General features: G+C 43.6%; 15 protein-coding genes. 7 read left to right on the forward strand and 8 right to left on the reverse strand.

Annotated features, from left to right (window positions below; genetic code table 11):
* The first annotated feature begins 115 nt into the window (after positions 1-115).
* Entirely contained in the window at positions 116-820 is a 705-nt protein-coding gene (locus AB8P72_RS10735; protein ID WP_068403819.1) for a hypothetical protein, read from the forward strand.
* Between the two features lie 75 nt (positions 821-895).
* Positions 896-2,782 carry a monovalent cation:proton antiporter-2 (CPA2) family protein gene (locus AB8P72_RS10740; RefSeq protein WP_068403818.1) on the forward strand — a complete coding sequence of 629 codons (1,887 nt, stop codon included), beginning with the start codon at positions 896-898 and terminating at the stop codon, positions 2,780-2,782.
* A 24-nt stretch (positions 2,783-2,806) separates the two neighbouring features.
* Here the strand turns inward: AB8P72_RS10740 and AB8P72_RS10745 are convergent, their stop codons facing one another.
* Entirely contained in the window at positions 2,807-3,736 is a 930-nt protein-coding gene (locus AB8P72_RS10745; RefSeq protein ID WP_068403817.1) for a DUF2628 domain-containing protein, read from the reverse strand.
* 389 nt (positions 3,737-4,125) lie between these two features.
* Here AB8P72_RS10745 and trmB point away from each other — a divergent pair, with 389 nt between their 5' ends.
* The 3 genes from trmB to AB8P72_RS10760 all read left to right on the forward strand — a co-directional run bounded on the left by trmB (position 4,126) and on the right by AB8P72_RS10760 (position 8,221).
* Positions 4,126-4,941, forward strand: a complete 816-nt coding sequence (gene trmB, locus AB8P72_RS10750) for a tRNA (guanosine(46)-N7)-methyltransferase TrmB (RefSeq protein ID WP_068403853.1) — start codon at positions 4,126-4,128, stop codon at positions 4,939-4,941.
* 1,092 nt (positions 4,942-6,033) lie between these two features.
* Positions 6,034-7,092: a recombinase RecA gene (recA, locus tag AB8P72_RS10755; RefSeq protein WP_068403815.1), complete on the forward strand. Its 1,059-nt coding sequence runs from the start codon at positions 6,034-6,036 to the stop codon at positions 7,090-7,092.
* A gap of 40 nt (positions 7,093-7,132) precedes the next feature.
* Positions 7,133-8,221 carry a regulatory protein RecX gene (locus AB8P72_RS10760; RefSeq protein ID WP_068403814.1) on the forward strand — a complete coding sequence of 363 codons (1,089 nt, stop codon included), beginning with the start codon at positions 7,133-7,135 and terminating at the stop codon, positions 8,219-8,221.
* Between the two features lie 49 nt (positions 8,222-8,270).
* On the opposite strand, the gene AB8P72_RS10765 is transcribed toward AB8P72_RS10760, so the two are convergent.
* The 7 genes from AB8P72_RS10765 to AB8P72_RS10795 form a co-directional block, all read right to left on the reverse strand.
* Positions 8,271-9,728, reverse strand: coding sequence for an anion permease (locus AB8P72_RS10765; protein WP_068403812.1), 1,458 nt, complete (start codon positions 9,726-9,728; stop codon positions 8,271-8,273).
* 326 nt (positions 9,729-10,054) lie between these two features.
* On the reverse strand, positions 10,055-10,783 hold the full coding sequence (locus AB8P72_RS10770; RefSeq protein ID WP_068403810.1) for a YidB family protein: 729 nt from the start codon (positions 10,781-10,783) through the stop codon (positions 10,055-10,057).
* A 383-nt stretch (positions 10,784-11,166) separates the two neighbouring features.
* Complete coding sequence (locus AB8P72_RS10775) at positions 11,167-11,538, reverse strand: hypothetical protein (protein ID WP_227514910.1); 372 nt, start codon at positions 11,536-11,538, stop codon at positions 11,167-11,169.
* 82 nt (positions 11,539-11,620) lie between these two features.
* Positions 11,621-11,914 (reverse strand): succinate dehydrogenase assembly factor 2, encoded by a 294-nt coding sequence (locus tag AB8P72_RS10780; protein WP_068403808.1) that lies wholly within the window; start codon positions 11,912-11,914, stop codon positions 11,621-11,623.
* Between the two features lie 153 nt (positions 11,915-12,067).
* On the reverse strand, positions 12,068-12,973 hold the full coding sequence (folP, locus tag AB8P72_RS10785) for a dihydropteroate synthase (protein ID WP_068403807.1): 906 nt from the start codon (positions 12,971-12,973) through the stop codon (positions 12,068-12,070).
* 191 nt (positions 12,974-13,164) lie between these two features.
* A complete protein-coding gene (gene ftsH / locus AB8P72_RS10790) occupies positions 13,165-15,060 on the reverse strand; it encodes an ATP-dependent zinc metalloprotease FtsH (RefSeq protein WP_068403805.1) in 1,896 nt (631 codons plus the stop codon).
* 450 nt (positions 15,061-15,510) lie between these two features.
* Complete coding sequence (locus AB8P72_RS10795; protein WP_305935806.1) at positions 15,511-16,143, reverse strand: RlmE family RNA methyltransferase; 633 nt, start codon at positions 16,141-16,143, stop codon at positions 15,511-15,513.
* Between the two features lie 400 nt (positions 16,144-16,543).
* Here AB8P72_RS10795 and AB8P72_RS10800 point away from each other — a divergent pair, with 400 nt between their 5' ends.
* Entirely contained in the window at positions 16,544-16,855 is a 312-nt protein-coding gene (locus tag AB8P72_RS10800; protein ID WP_068403801.1) for a YhbY family RNA-binding protein, read from the forward strand.
* Positions 16,856-17,013: 158 nt separating this feature from the next.
* Positions 17,014-17,844, forward strand: a complete 831-nt coding sequence (locus AB8P72_RS10805) for a hypothetical protein (protein WP_068403799.1) — start codon at positions 17,014-17,016, stop codon at positions 17,842-17,844.
* Positions 17,845-17,891 lie beyond the last annotated feature (47 nt).

Below are 17,891 nucleotides of genomic sequence, written 5' to 3' on the forward strand. Positions count from 1 at the left end.
GTAATAGGATGTTAAAAATCATGGGAAATTTGGCCGCGTCGCCATATTTTTTATCTAAATTCTGTATACTTAAAGCTGAAACGCCCAATTTGCCACTACTGGATTATTTTCTGCCATGTCAAGACGCTCAGCTCCTTTCGTTGCTCCAAGCTACATTGATGACCCTATCTCAAGCGAGGGTAAAAAGCATGCCAAAGCATTGCTATCGACGCTGCAAGAAGATATTGCCAGCTTTCGAGATGAGCAGTTTCCGCCTGATATTTTGCGGCAAATTCGTGATATGCCGATTTATGAAGGCAATTTAGCCGAAGTCCAAGCTTATCAGCAGCGTTGGCACAGTCTGCTTGAGCGCGCGATGGCATTTTATCCGGCGGCCAATCTGCCACCCGACTATTTGCCTTTGCCCGCCAGCCTTGAGATACCGCAGTTTATTTATCATGTGCAAAGGTTACATCTGACCAAGACCCGCGCCAAAGAATCCAAAAGTTTTGGCTCGGTCGGAGCGCTGACCGATAAATGTGGCGATTATAGTGCCGATGAAATCGCCCGTATGAGTGCCGTATTTGACAATGATGATGAGGCACGTTTGGTGGCGCATCGTGAATTTATTGATTTGCGCGCATATGTATTTTGCCGCGATACCAAGGGCGAGATGCTAGAGCCTGAGCGCGTACGCTTTTACCGCACGGGGCTTATCGTTCATGCCCTACCTGATTTTAAAATCGTCGACAGTCGTCAGACCCCGCGGAAACGCCGTAACGATGCTTATAGCAATCCGCTGGCAGACAATGGCGTATGGAAGATTTATCGTAAAAAATAAACGATGTTCAAAATTTTTGACTATTGATCTACCCCGTTTTACTGCTTATTTTATCGTTACCGCTAAGGATTCCAGATGCTCGCTGCCGCCGCCGGCTCACCAAACTTGATGTTACAAGCTACAATTTTCTTGGGGGCAGCGCTGCTGTTTGTACCACTTGGCAAGCGTTTCGGTATTGCGACGGTGTTAGGATATCTGATTACTGGTTTAATATTGGGCCCCAGTGGTTTAGACGTTGCAGGCGACGCCGAGAGCTTATTGCACTTTTCCGAGTTTGGCGTGGTCATGCTGTTGTTTATTATCGGTCTTGAGTTGCAGCCTTCACGATTATGGGCGCTACGGCGTTCGATATTTGTCCTCGGGGGATTACAAGTCGGTCTGACAGGCACGCTATTGATGTGGCTGTTACACCAGTTTTTTACCTTGCCGCTCGATACTGCTTTTATCGTCGGCTTTGGTTTGGCGCTGTCATCCACTGCTTTTGTCCTGCAAATATTAACAGAGAAACAGCAGCTTTCTAGTACCCATGGCCGTGAAGCCTTTACCATTTTATTATTCCAAGATATCGCCGTTATCCCTTTATTAGCCGTCATTCCGTTTTTATCAGGGGTGCGCGAGCAAAGCTACGATTTGATTTATTTTGGTAAAGTATTTGCCGTTTTTGCCGGACTTATCTTTGCCAGCCGTTATATCATTCGACCTTTCTTTAAATTTGTGGCATCTAGCGGTGCTTCAGAACTTTTAACCGCCGTCGCTTTATTTATCGTCATGGGCGTGTCTATTTTAATGGGACAAATTGGCCTATCGATGGCATTAGGTGCATTCTTGACTGGCGTATTGCTGGCGGATTCTGAATATCGTCATGAGCTAGAAGCCAGTATCGAGCCGTTTAAAGGCTTGCTGTTAGGGCTGTTTTTTATGTCGGTCGGCATGCTCACCGATGTCAAACTCATCTTAGCAAAGCCTATCTTTATCATCGGCTGCGCTATGGCGTTGATGGTGATTAAATTTGCGGTGATTACTGCGATTGCAAAAGTATCGGGCAATCGCTGGCCGACCAGTATTCGTTTGGGGGTTACCCTCGCTCAAGGTGGTGAATTTGCCTTTGTATTATTCAGTGTGGCGAGCGTGCAAAATGTATTGCGTCCTGAGCTTGCCAACACTTTAAACCTTATCGTCACCATCTCTATGGCACTGACGCCACTGGCATTTTTACTCTTAGAAAAAATCGGTGAGCCGCTCTTTGCCAAAAGAAAACCCAGCCGCGAGTACGATACCATTCCTGACGATGAGCATCAGGTGATTATTGCCGGTTTTGGGCGTGTGGGGCAGATTATCGGTCGGGTGCTGCGTATGCACAACATCGAATTTACAGCGATTGAGCGCTCGGCAAATCGCGTCGATTTCGTGCGTAAATTTGGTAACCAAGTCTATTATGGCGATCCAAAAAACCCCGAGATACTACGCGCTGCCGGTATCAAAAAAGCACGCGTTTTTATCCTTGCCATCGACGATGTAGAGCGCTCTATTACCACCGCTCAATATTTGCGTAAAAACTATCCTGATATGATTGTCTTAGCACGCGCCCGTGACCGCCAGCATTATTACCGTTTGCGTGAAGTCGGCGTCCGTCATATTTGGCGTGAGACCTATTTATCGTCTTTAGATATGTCACGTGAGTCGCTACAACTACTTGGTATCTCAGCAGAAAAAGCACGCGAAACCGTCCAAACTTTCCGCGATTATGATGATGATTTGATTGAACGCCAGCAAGCGATCTATGACGACGAAGCCAGTATGATTGAATCGGCACAATCAGCCATAGCGGAGCTTGAGAGCTTATTTGATGAAGATATCGATAAAGCCCGTAAAATGGATTTGACGGACTTTTATGACGCGCTAAAAAACCAATCCATACCCGCCGATGAAAAAGACGATCTGACCGCTGACTCTAAAAACTAACGGCTATTATAGTTTTATCGTTTATTAATCCTCGCTACAGCCTTTAGGCGCTTGCCTTTTATTTAGCGAGGTCGTACAGCGCCAATTATCACTATCGGGCAGATGATAAAAAACCAGCGTCTGCTCATTTAAATAACGTAATGGAAATTTGACGTTTTGAATGGTAGCGATAACTGCGCAATCGGTGTTTGTCACGCCAGCAGCTTGGGTATCAACCGCGATATTGACTTGCTGCGTGCCCATATCTAAAGGCAGATTAAGCGGACACTGTCCTGTTTGCCGATAGCTAAGCGCCACACGATTTTGTGCCGTTTTAGCAGTATCATACGCATCAAATAATATTTCATTTTCTTTAGGCTTGGCGACAATGGGCAAAAACTGTAGCTTGATTACCATTAATGCAAAAGCAAAAAATCCAAAGCCTAAGCCTAAGCCAAATAAACTGACCCCGCCTTCCTTTTTTAAATGCGCTTTTTGCGCCGCTTCATCGCGCGGATAATCATTGATAGCATCTGCAATCTCGCGCCGTGCCATACGGTAATAATAAGCATCTGTCCAGCGTGCCACCATAAACGACCAAAACAGCCAAATCAGCGCCGCGATAGCGATACGTATGCCCATCTGATACGCATCGGCAATAAAAGGCATCGCCACAAACTCAAACGCTACCAATATCAGCGCCACATTCAGTTGAATAAATGACCAACCTGCGACGCTATATACAATCGCATCCATATAGCGCTTGCGATACAACAGCCAAGGAAAGGTGACAAAGAACGCCGCCCAGTGCCATTTAGGCGACAGGTAGCCTTGCTCATCAAACTCCTTAAAGCGTTTAAGATAATACGACTGGCTACGCTGACTGATAAACCATTTATCCAGTTGTTCGCGTTTAGCAGCGCTCAGCTGTTCTTGATAAAACGGTGGCGGCGAATCCGTCTCGATAAATAACATGGTGATAGGCCTTACTGATTATTAAGCATAAATATTAACGCGCGGATTTGTATATCGTTTTTTTATCCAACGTTTCTGATTAAGTGGTTATTTTTAAACCCTTATTTTTAAAACATGCTGGCTATATGATAACGCCAAAAGCCCTGCGTAGAAAACCCATATATATGAAACCTATATATACAAACAGCCTATAAAGTTATAAGCGTTATAGCGGGTGCGCTAAAACTGTATTGTGCGTTCACAGTGGTGACGATTTCACTTATAATGAGGCAACTTTATCTACTTAATTAAGCTTTGTTAATCCTATGAGTCAACATCCTAAGCACAATGACATCAATAGTAGTGGTAACGATACGACTGATGCGCAAAACCCCAATACCGCTGATACCATGAACACAGAAATGCAAACCGCTTCTAACATTAACACTGATAGCGTTAATACTGATAACGTGGATGTGGATACTGATGCCAGCAGTCAGACTGAAGAGTCAACGGACAAGCACATTCGTATCGTTAATACCTTTATGAAACGGCGGACGCACATGAATAAAAATGCCGAACTGGCATTGACTGCGCCAGAGTTTGCGCATTACTTGGTCAATAACAGTTTCGGTGATGGCAATCTTGAGGGCATTAACGATTTACGCGCGTTATTTGCAGATAGCCCGAATGGCAGTGATGCGCCGCTGACTTTAGAGATTGGTTTTGGTCTAGGCGATTCGTTTATCGAGATGGCCGCCGCAGAGCCGACGCGCAATTTTGTTGGTGTTGAAGTCCATGAGCCAGGCATCGGTAAATGCGCCTATATGGCAGGGACGCAAGGGTTAACCAACGTTAAAATCATCAACGGTGATGCCATCCAATTGCTCAAGCAGCTACCAGAAAATCATATCGACCGCATTCAGCTTTACTTCCCTGATCCGTGGCAAAAAAAGCGCCACTATAAACGCCGTTTTGTCAGTCCTGAGCGCATGACAATTGTTACGCGCAGCTTAAAACAAGGCGGCTGGTTCCATACGGCGACCGACTGGGAACATTATGCCTTTTGGATGGTTGAGGTTTTAGATGCTTTTGCTGGACTGACCAATCAAGCAGGCGCAGGTAATTTCACCGTCCGTCCTGACTTTCGTCCAATGACTAAGTTTGAGCGCCGCGGTTTAGAGCGCGGACACGGCGTTTGGGATTTGATCTATATCAAGGATTAGGCTTGGTAGCGTAACCCTAGCATTCCTGCACGATAGCGGCTAAGATACTAATAACGTACTTAGCCGTTTTTTTATGCCAATTCATTTTTCCGCTTTTAGCTGAATTTTGCTACTTTTAGCATAGCCCTTGACATATAAGGCTTTGCATGTCGTTTTTAAGATATTGAGCCATTCAAGGCTGTTATTGAACGCCCTGTAGGCGCAGGCATTATGTGAAACATAGGCGTAACAGAACAATTTCTTTATTAAATTTAAAGTTGCAAAAATAGAAATCATCAATATTTCGCCTGTCTCTAAGTTTTTATGTCTGCGCAAACATCGGTAACATAAGGGTTTGCTGAGTTCTCCCCATAAGCTGTGGATAACCCTGTGTATAAGTCGCTACTTGACAAGCATTTCCTTAGATAGCTTAAAGGGTTAGGTAAAATCGTTCATTTTTTGTACAATTTTAAAAGCATTATAAATCAATTACTTACGACATATTTAAAAGATAAATAATATATTTTTAATTTTTTTCAAATTAATTTAAAGCTTATCAATGTTTCACAACCTACAAATAAAAATACTTTTTTTATTGTGGACAACTTACAAAACTATTGACAAACCGCCCTGTTATTAAGTTCAAAATATAGGGCAAAGCATAACTACTTCGTCATAATATCAGTAGAATAATAGGCGACATTCACTGTCGTTTAGCCGCTTGCTACGCTAAATATTGGGCTTGGCTTTTGTTATAATAGCCTTATCTAAACAACAGCGATATAACACAGAATAGCGCGACCAGTATCGCAAAGATAAACCTACAGCCATTATTATGGCAAATGAGCATTCGCATCTATGAACTTTTTTTTGCTTTTATCATGATTCGTTTTTACTGTATAGTAAGGTGATATAGCCGATATCACTGTCTTAAACCCACTATAACCCTCTACCTCAAACTTGCCAAACGTGTCGTTTACTGATGATGAAAGTCGTGAGTGATTTCACTGAGCAAGTCGTTATTTAACAAACGCTTTAAACCTATCGTTTTAAATGCCACGTTTGACATAACCAGACCATCTTATATTTATTATTTTTCACAAGGAGTCCTACATGGACGAAAATAAAGCCAAAGCCCTCAAAGCGGCATTAGGTCAAATTGAAAAGCAATTTGGTAAAAACACCATTATGCATCTTGGTGACGACTCAGCCACGCTTGACGCCGATGTGGTCTCTACCGGCTCATTGGGTCTAGATATCGCGCTTGGTATTGGCGGTCTACCAAAAGGTCGTATCGTTGAGATTTACGGTCCTGAAAGCTCTGGTAAAACCACCATGACCTTGCAAGCGATTGCCGAATGTCAAAAGCAAGGCGGCGTTTGTGCCTTTATCGATGCCGAGCACGCTCTTGACCCAGTTTACGCCCGTAAACTTGGGGTAAATACCGACGATTTACTCGTGTCACAGCCAGACAATGGCGAGCAAGCGCTTGAGATTACCGATATGTTAGTGCGCTCAGGGGCAGTTGATATGATTGTCATCGACTCCGTCGCGGCGCTAACCCCGCGAGCAGAAATCGAGGGTGAAATGGGCGATTCGCACATGGGTCTGCAGGCACGTTTGATGAGCCAAGCGCTGCGTAAAATCACCGGTAATGCCAAACGCTCGAACTGTATGGTGGTCTTTATCAACCAGATTCGTATGAAAATCGGCGTTATGTTTGGTAGCCCTGAAACCACAACCGGTGGTAATGCACTAAAATTCTATGCGTCCGTACGTATGGATATCCGCCGTATCGGGGCGGTAAAAAATGGCGATGATATCATCGGTAACCAAACCCGCGTCAAAGTTATCAAAAATAAGATGGCGCCGCCATTCCGTCAAGCTGAATTTGAAATCACTTACGGTGAAGGTACCAACCATCTAGCAGAAGTGATTGATTTGGGCGTTGAGATTGGCGCAGTTGGTAAAGCAGGCTCGTGGTATAGCTATGGCGATGAAAAAATCGGCCAAGGTAAAGCCAATTCGGTACTGTTTTTAAAAGAAAACCCTGCAATTGCTGAAGAGATCGAAGCGAAAATTCGGGCTGAAAAACTTGGCGTAGTCGACCCTAATAAAGCTCCAGACAAGGAAGAGCCTGAACAAGACTTTGCTCCTGAGCCTGTGCAATAATAGATTTTTTGTAGAATATGATTGTCTATCATGATTGATTATGAAAATTAAAACCTTAGCTGAAATACTCGCTGAGTCGGAAGCCGATTCAGCGAGTGCTACTCCTGCCAAATCCAAAAAGTCTACCAAATCCAAAAAGTCTACCAAATCCTCTGAGTCTGCTAAAAATTCTCAGCAGCCCTATCAAGAAAAGTCCAGGAAAAGGGCTAAACATACGACTTATACAAAAAAAGAAGCAACACCTTTACAGGACGATGCTATAGCGGATATAGACTCGCTTGTCTCATCTTCCTCTTATAATAAAAAACCTTCTAAAAACAAAAAGCGCAAAAAAAACTTTCATCCAGCGGCAAATTTCATTCCTGAGCCTAATAACGTACCTGCCTATCAGCCACCAGAAGCGCAAAGTATTAAACAGCTACTTGCCGAGGTCAAACACGATGTTCATAGTAGCGAAGATAATGACCATACAGACAGTAACACTGCTAAAGGTCATAGTGAATTAAACCATCAAGCTAATAATCAAACAGACAACCTACCTGCGGCGCTTAAAGCCTATTTGCGTACGCCTGAGCAACGCCAAGCGGATATCGACGCCATCAAAGCCGAAAGCCGTTTGCGCTGGTTGGCATTTTATTATCTATCGCGCCGTGAATACGGTAAAGCTGAACTCAAACAAAAGCTGCTAGACAAAGAACAAGACCCCGATAAAATTGATGCCCTACTTGATGAGTTTGCAGAAAAAGGCTATCAAAGCGATTATCGTACCACGCTGATGTTGATACGAGAAAATATCCGTAAAGGACGCGGACGCGCTCGTATTAAGCAAGAGTTCTATCATAAAAAGATAGCCATGCCCGGCAATATTGATGAGCTGATAGACATGGCTAATGTCGAATCTGAAGAGTTTAGTGAATTTATCGAGGAAGATACCGATAACTTGGTCGAAGGCGTCGATTGGCTAAAACTTGCCGTCACCGCCCGTACCAAAAAATATGGCGATAACATCCCAACTGAGCAAAAAGACAAGGCTCGCCAGCTACGATTTTTGCAATATCGTGGCTTCAATACCGATATCTGCTTTGAGGCGTTAAATTATACGTTAGATACCTTAGATGAGCGCTTCTAACCAATTTGAGCAAAATCATCGATGATTCATAATATTATCAGTCTATTTATCAATAATAACCAAGCAGTTTCCACCAAATCAAACCTGCGCCTATCCATACCACAAGATTGACCACACTCATGATGGCGCCGATAATCCACCACTCTCCTAGGGTCACATAGCCCGAGTTAAAAATAACCGGCGCCGTACCTGTTGCATAATGGGTCAGCGTCATCATAATATTGCCTGCCGCTGCTAAAATAAGCGCATATAACATCGGCGGCGCGCCTAGGCTTAACCCTACTGCATAAAAAGCAGCAAACAAGGCGGTAATATGGGCGGTGGTACTGGCAAAAAAGTAATGAATATACAAATAAACCAACGTCAAAATCACCACAGCGCCGATCCAGCCGACGCCTATCACGCCAATCATTGATTCGATGTTGCTTGAGAACCAGCCAACCAAGCCTAATTTATTGAGGTAAGACGCCATCATAATCAGTGCCCCAAACCATACAATGGTATCCCATGCTGATTTTTCTTTAAGCACGTCATCCCAAGTTAATACGCCTGTCAGTATAAGCGCCGTCAAACCGATAAAAGCAGTGGTTGTCGCATCGACACTTAATTGTTCACCAAAGATTAGTGCTGGAATATTGGCCCACAATATCAGCATTAAAGCGAAGACGCCCAACATGATTTTTTCCTGCGTGCTCACCTGCCCCATCTCGCTTAGATTGTCTTTAGCAAACTGTTTGGCATCTGGGGTGACTTTGACATCGGGCGGATAAATCAGATAAATAACCAACGGCATCAATAATAAACAGAGCATCCCCGGTATAAACATGGCCACTGCCCACGTCGTCCATGACAGCTGAATCTCACTCCCTGTGGCTTTATTGACCAAATCTACCACCAGTGGGTTTGGCGCGGTGGCGGTAATAAACATACCAGAAGTAATCGGATTAGCGTGATAATTAACCATCGCTAGATAACGGCCAATTTTATTTTGCGTGCCCTCTTCTGGCGTTGAATGAAAGCTTTGCGCAATTGACCGCATAATGGGGTGAATAATACCGCCACCACGAGCGGTATTAGAAGGGGTAATCGGCGCTATCATCAGCTCCGCTGCGCTTAACGAATAAGCAACGCCAATGGTCTTTTTTCCAAATATCGAGATGAAGTAATAAGCAATACGCCGCCCCAAACCCGTTTTTATAAGTCCTCGCGATATCATTACCGCAATACCGATGAGCCAAATCAGCGGGCTTGAATAGCTCGATAAGGCATCAGCGATGGCGTCTTTTGGACTGTCATTAGTCACCCCAGTCAGCGCCACCAACATAACGGCGATAATGGCAATCGCCCCGATGGGCAAGACTTTACCGATGATGGCCACAATGGTGGCGATGAATAAGGCCAGCATATGCCATGCTTCTGGTGTTACCCCATTTGGTACAGGAATCACAAACCAGATAATCAAACCAACTAAGATGGCAATTGCTGCTTGGATAGGCTTAAATGGCATGAGTAATATCCTTGTAAAATACTTATACCTTTATATCGCATGACTTTATATAAAGCTTTTTAAAGAAACTGGGTAATAACATGCAAAGCTATGAAGTAGCCTTAAATAAATTATACCGTTATCATAAATTTTTTGAATCTTCTTAGCGACTTTAGTCACGGTTCTTAACATATCTATCTTTTTAGCACTCGACTCACATAGAAAACTCTGCGCCCTTATCGCGTTAGAATGTAAGTATTTTTGCTAAGCTAAAACAAAAAAAAGAGCGCATGTATATGCACTCTTTTCTTAATGACGGAAAGGAAGATTTATAAAGGACAATTATTTTACTTTAATGTGCCTAATCGATTTGATAACTGATTGATAATTTGGTCAATCTCTTCATTGGCTTCAGGTTCATTTTCCAAATTGCCATTTGGCGTTAATTGGTTCATAACCTCAGGCAGTAGCTCAGCCAGACCTTGGTGAACTTCCATCTCATTTGCGCCGGTATGCGCCGCTACCTGCTGAATCTCACTTTCATCAAATAGACGGGTAATCTCATTAGGATCAAGATTATCATTGACCTCTTGGTTACTCATCCAAGAACGCGCTTGATTCTCGTAACCCATGCCAGTGATTTTTGATAAAGCGCCACTCAAACCACCATTGCGTTTGATCCAACTGAGTACCATCGGCATCAATGCAGCGATCAGCATACCTTTACCACCAAATCCCGCGCGCGAGGTTCGACCGCCACCCATTTGACCACTTAAGACGCTACCTAAAATATCGCCAAGTCCACCCGCGCCTGCACTCATACCGCCGCGCTGGTTTGCGCCCGTAAGCCCGCCGATGATGTCATCTAAACCAAAACCATTATCACTGCGGCGCTCATACTGCTGTGGATTGTAGCCACTTGGCTGGGTGCCACCACCTAATACACTGCCCAATATATCGCCTAAACCACCGGTGCGGCGTGGATTAATACGTTGGTTGACCGGGTTGCGTTGTCTATCCTCTGGGTCCATCGCACTGCGCGCCACTTGGCTGACTAAGTTTCCTAATAAGCTCATGATATCGTCCTTTTATTATAAATAATGTATCGTCAAATATCTGATCTTCTTTACTCATCTAAAAATCTATTCGCCACGGATATGGCAAATCCTTAAATAATAAAACAAATAAGATTTTGACGATTATGATTACTATAGCAAAACCCTTACTTAGCCTAGATAGACGTTTTGTTATGGCATGTAGCGGCATGTTAGTGATTGAAAGGATGAAATGAGAGGTAGGAAAAGATATATAAAGAATTGCACCATATAGATGACGCTACTTGTATTATTTTCTTAACGCGTGGTCTTTATTTACGCCATTTTAGCAGAAACGCTATTGGCTAAAATAGACAATTTGCGCCATTGCTCGGCGCTGACTTGATCCCGAAATATCGCGACTGCTAAAGGGCGCTGATAAGGTTCTTTGACAATAAAAATTTAAAGCATATCACCCAAGAATAGCTGCTGACTGCGACCAGCTCAGCTTGCCACAAGTTATCGCCGCGACTGCTCCGCATCAGAAGTTGCCAATGTTGATAGATGCTCTTATTTAAGGGCGGCTGGCTTAGATGCAGTAAAATCGGTCGCGATAGCGCTAAATAGCTTAGGGCAGCGGCACTTACAATCAATATGAGTACATACTGCCACAACGCCAATGACGCAAGCGCTGCCAATATCAGCAGCGCACTGACCAAAAGCAGATAAAACATCAAACGTATACGGCTCGCAGGCTGGATTGGCGCGTCGATACGTAAGGAGCTTAGCAATGTCATCGTTAGCATCCAAGCAGGATTTTATGTATTCAAAGCCTCTATCTAAAAGGCTGGTACTTTGAAAAAACCTTAATGGTTACGTTTAACTTTTACTATGACGCCATGTTTTAATTTTATTAACCAAATCCCATATCGCTGCATTTTCTGGACGGCTTTGGTTGGTAAAATAATCCAATAAATCTGGGTCTTCATGGGTCAGCATTTCTGCGAAAGTCGCCTGTTCACTCGGGTCGGCAGTTAAATATAACTCTTTAATATAAGGATCAATATAAAAGTCCAATTCTTTTAAGCCACGGCGTGCTTGATAAATAATGCGGCGTTGCTCGAGGGTGGGTTCTGGTTGCTTGTTTGGCTCTGGTTGATTGCTAATCGTCATAAAAATATTCCCATAGGTTTAAATGGTATTTAACTAAATAGACGTTAAATAAATAGTAAGATTAATAAATAACAGGAGTCAGCCGTGCTTATAAAAGCCTCGTCTATAAAAGGCAATCTAGCAACAGCCAGCTTATAAAAAGCTATTAGCCTATCAGCTTTGATTATACGCCGATAATTGCTGCCATAGCGTCACCGCTTGCTGCATCATAGCGACATTATGGGTGCGGATAATACTAGCGCCCTGTTGTAGTGCAAAAATCCCCGCCGCCGTTCCTACCGCGTCACGCTCTAGCGCTTGAGTATTGGCAAACGCTTCGACTCCGCTTTTGCTTAATACTTCAGCTAAAAAACGCTTACGTGAAATACCAAACATCATTGGCAATCCGAGCGTTTGCAGACGTTCGAGCTGACTTAATAACGCACAATGATGCTCATAGTTTTTTGCAAAGCCAAAACCTGGATCGATAATGATTTTTTCGCGCTTGATGCCCGCGTTTGTCACTTCAGCGATACGCGCTGTTAGCTCGGTACTGACTTCTTTAATCACATCATCATACTGAGCAAGATTGTTCATCGTCGTAGGCTCACCGCGCATGTGCATCAGCATGACAGGAATATCAAGCTTAGCTGCCATCTCTGCTGCGCCTTCACGCTTCAGCGCGCGAACATCATTCCAAATATCAGCGCCCGCTTCAAACGCTGCCTGCATAACGATAGGATTACTGGTATCAATAGATAACCAAATATCCTTGTTTAGACTACCTAGCTGTTGGCGAATCGCTTTGACGACTGGCACGACACGCTGCACTTCTTCTTCGGTAGACACAGCAGCGGCATTGGGCCGCGTAGACTCACCGCCAATATCAATAATGGTTGCACCCGCGCCTATCATGTCTTTAGCGTGAATGATGGCGCTATCAATCGCAGTAAACCGTCCGCCATCAGAAAAGGAATCAGGTGTGACGTTTAAGATCCCCATAATATGCGGCTGTGATAAATCTAAAGTTTTATCGCGGCTCGTTACTTTATAGCTGGGTAAATGCTGGAATAATGACATAACTTATCCATTATAAATTGTATTTTAAAGAACTGTGTTAGCGGTATTTACACTGTTTAAGATTATAAACGTCCATGATAGCAGCAAATCTTATTCCGTCCTAAAGCCTTCGTCAAATGACGCCCACAAAAAAGCCCTTTATCAAAAAGGGCTTTTTATCGACTATCTATGAGATTGTAATAAACGAGAAACTACATCGCTGGTAATGGCGGCGGTGTAGAGTTCGTCGGTTTAATATCAGTTTTCGATAAGTCTACTTCATTAGGCTGATAGACTCTTGGCGGACGAGGCTCTTCACCTGCCAAAATATCCTGCAACTGATCGCGGTCAATGGTTTCCCATTTCATCAGCGCATCTACCATCGCATGCATTTTGTCTTGATTGCCTTCAATCAATTCGCGGGCGATATCGTATTGCTCTTCTAGCATACGGCGTACTTCTTCATCAACTTTTTGCTGCGTGGCTTCCGAGATCGTCCGACCGCCACCACCAAAGTAACCTTGTGAGCTATCATCGTCTTCGTAAACCATGATGCCTAGCGCATCTGACATACCATATTTGGTTACCATCGCGCGTGCCATTTTGGTCGCACGTTCAAAGTCGTTTGAAGCGCCCGTTGACATTTGATTGATAAAGACTTCTTCAGCAATACGGCCACCAAACAATATCGCAATATCGTTAAGCATTTTTGATTTATACATGCTGGTCTGATCATGCTCAGGTAGCTGCCAAGTCACACCAAGGGCAAAGCCACGCGGCATAATCGTCACTTTATGAACAGGATCGGTGCCTGGTAGCAATTCTGCAACCAACGCGTGACCCGCTTCATGATAGGCTGTCGCGCGGCGCTCTTCTTCACGGATAACCATAGATTTGCGCTCAGGACCCATATATAGCTTGTCTTTTGCGTCTTCAAAGTCATTCATATCAACGCTACGTTTGTTACGACGCGCGGCAAATAACGCCGCTTCGTTAACAAGGTTGGCAAGCTGCGCACCACTGAAGCCCGGCGTACCACGTGCCAATGCATGGGCATCAACACCAATAGTATTTGGTAATTTGCGTAGATGCACTTTTAGGATTTGCTCGCGACCTTTAATATCGGGCAGACCTACTTGCACCTGACGGTCAAAACGACCTGGGCGCAATAATGCTTTATCAAGGACATCTGCACGGTTAGTTGCCGCGATGACAATAACGCCTTCGTTACCTTCAAAACCATCCATTTCAACCAATAATTGGTTCAATGTCTGCTCGCGCTCGTCGTTACCGCCGCCCATACCAGAGCCACGATGACGACCGACCGCATCAATCTCATCAATAAAGATAATACAAGGCGCGCTCTTCTTCGCTTGCTCAAACATATCCCGCACACGTGAGGCACCAACACCGACAAACATCTCAACAAAGTCAGAACCTGAAATCGAGAAGAAGGGTACTTTGGCTTCACCAGCAATGGCTCTTGCCAATAGTGTTTTACCCGTACCTGGAGGACCAACCATTAAGATTCCACGTGGAATCGTCGCGCCAAGCTTAGTAAATTTATCAGGGTCGCGTAAAAACTCAACAACCTCGACGACTTCTTCTTTGGCTTCTTCACAGCCAGCAACGTCATCAAAGTTCACCTTGATTTGGTCTTCGGTCAGCATTTTGGCTTTTGATTTGCCAAAGCTCATTGGACCGCCGCCTTTGCCGCCAGCACCGCCCTGCATATTACGCATAAAGAATAAAAACAGACCAATAATCAATAAAATTGGGAAACTGGCTATTAGCAGTTGCATCAAAACACTTTGACGCTTAGGCGCGGTGCCCTGAACTTCAACTTGGTTTTCGCGCAATAGTGGCATCAGCTGATCATCAGTCACAGCTGGACGAATGGTCTCAAATGATGAACCATTTTTCTTCTCGCCGGTGATTTGCTCGCCATCGATTTCAACACTGGCTACTTGGTTTTCTGACACGGCGGTCACGAACTCCGAGTAGTTAAGATTATCCGGCTCAGATGATTTGTCAAAGCCGCTAAACACCAGCACTAAAACACCGATCACCACCAGCCACAATAAGGTATTTTTTACCATGTCGCTCACTAGTTATTCCCATCCCTTACTTATTGGTGTGTTTACTAAACACGTGACGTCTATATATAAACGTATGTCTCACTATTCAATGCCTAGCTGCAAATTATTATTTTTACTTAGATTTAATGACTCTAAAAACCTGAGCAAAATAATAAATAAACGAACTAAAATGAATAACTGAGCGGTTAAAGCGTTTACTCTCAGACGACTTTGCTTAAAACATAGGCTTGATACGTAGATGTAAAAATATAGATTTAAAACAAAGTTAATATATCATGATATGTGGTGCTAACCTGTATAATTCAAGCAGCAATCACATTTATTCAGTTAACGGATTGTAGCGTTTTTACGCTCATTAACCATAGCCTTTATGGTGACCTTTTATCACACTTTATAGGATGGATGATTTGCGCAACTGCTTGACGTTAAAACCTTTTTATTAAATAGTTAAACGACCTACTACTTAATGGCAATCCAAAACATCTCTTTTGAGCGTGGTCGTGAAGCACCCGGTTTGATACTACGAATTTTACTAAAATCCGCCTGCATCTGCTTGCGTAATTCTTGCGTACCCTCGCCTTGAAACACTTTCATAATAAGCGCGCCACCTTCGGGTAAGGTTGCCAGCGCGAAATCGACCGCCAGCTCGCATAAATACATCATGCGCGGCTGATCAATGGCACTGTTACCAGCGGTATTAGGTGCCATATCCGATAGCACCACATCGACCTTTCGGTTGCCGACTTCTGCCATGATACGCTCGAACACATCTGCCTCACGAAAATCACCCTGAATAAAGGTCACATCGGGCAAAGTATCCATCGGCAGTATATCAGAGGCAATCAAGACGCCTTTTTCACCGACCAATTTGCCAGCGACTTGCGACCAACTGCCGGGCGCACTGCCCAAGTCAACGACGGTCATGCCTTTTTTAATCAGGTTGGTTTTCTCATTTATCTCCAGCAATTTATAAGCAGCGCGGGCACGGTAGCCATCTTTTTGGGCTTTTTTCACATAAGGATCGTCAATATGCTCTTGCATCCAAGCACTACTACTTTTTGACAATTTTTTATTTTCAATACGCGTGACCAAAATGACTGCTCCTATTGTCTGGTAATATACCTGCTTGCAAATACATCGTTTGTAAAACACGACTGGCGGTTTATAAAGGGGTTATTTATGACAATTTTAATAAGTGTCTACTAATTATCTATAAAAGCGCTTTTATCAGCATATGATTACGCTAGTGCTGAACAACGAAATCTTGTATCTGTCTCATTACCCTTTAACCGCGAAATTCTCTTGGCAAAAACACTGCTTTATAAACCTGTAGCGTTTATAATGTACTCATACTTTCAGTTTAACATTTTCATCACGTAAAATCGTGCAAAATCCTGCTGATCTCATGCAAGGTGACCATAGATTATCTATAATGGTCATTATCTGCTCGCAATAGTACCTGCTTTTATTTTTACCAACATCTAGGAATAGTATGCAACTCGATAACGCTACCGTTAAACGCCTAAAAGGCATTGGTCATGACCTAAAACCGATTGTTATGATTGGCAATAAAGGCATTACCCCAAGTATCGCTGAAGAGATTGATCGTGCTTTGACCGATCATGAACTTATCAAAGTAAAATTGCCAGCTGGCAGCAAAGAAGAGCGCGATGTCATTGGCGCTGAGCTTGCCGCAGCGGCTAATGCGACTTTGATACACTCAATTGGCCGTATGGCACTGTTACTGCGTCAAAACCCAAACGCCAATCCAAAGCTGTCAAACCTTGCGCGTCACGCCCAATAAATAAGCTACCTATTTAATTTTAGCTTATGTTCTATCTTATTGAATAAAAGCCGCGCTGCATTTGCTCGCGGCTTTTATGCTATTTATAGTCAGTTTAAATAAAATACTACAAGTATCATAATGCGCTACTGTTATTAAACTCTGGATATTATCGACCTATGAGCCAAATTTTTAATTTATGCTTAGCAACTGATACGCTAGCCGCTGATGCCGAGCAGCTAGGTGTCACCATAGGAGACTTAAAAAGCATTCAAATAGAAGTGGTCGCAACTTTGGTCAATAGGGCTGTCATTGCCCAGCCTACAGAATGGCAATTACAGCTTGATTACTGCATCACGTTACCGCTTAAATCGTTAGCAGCGCAATTGTACTGGCCAACATGGCAAGCTGAACAAGTGGGTTTTGCAGATTATTTATGGGAGCAGACTTGTCTTGAGTGCTTTTTAGCAGGCAAGTTGATAAACAGCGCCGTTTCGATAAATGAAAATAATAACAAAACAAATCCTTATATGGAAATTAACGCCAGTCCTGACGGCCGTTATGCGCTTTATCAATTTGCCGACTATCGTAAGCCTGCGACATTACCGCCAACGCCGCTGTTACAAGGAAATGGGCAAACACGGGCTTCTATTAATTGGACAGCTCCTCCCTTCTCAGTGAGTAACGCCGCTGACAACGCAGCGCTGCAATCGGGTTCGATGCCAACCTCCTCTTTTAATGGTCCATTAATAGCTGGCGCTAAAACTTATCATTTCGAGCGTAGCTTTTATTTATCATTAAACCAATTATCCCAAATACAGACTACCAACGATGAGATTGGCATTGAATACATCCATCCTTGTGTGATTTTAAGCTTTGATACTAAATTCGGTAAGACGGCGTTATATTTCGCGCCCAATCACGCCGCCCCGCCCGATTTTCACGACACGCAGTATTGGTCAGTATTTGATGAAAAAGTGGCAATGCTCAAACCTCATTCTATTCTTTAATCATATTTACCTTTTATTCTCATGCTTTAGAGCAAAAAAAAACCAGT

The sequence above is a fragment of the Psychrobacter sp. CLB018 genome (assembly GCF_041222815.1).
GTDB lineage: Bacteria > Pseudomonadota > Gammaproteobacteria > Pseudomonadales > Moraxellaceae > Psychrobacter > Psychrobacter faecalis.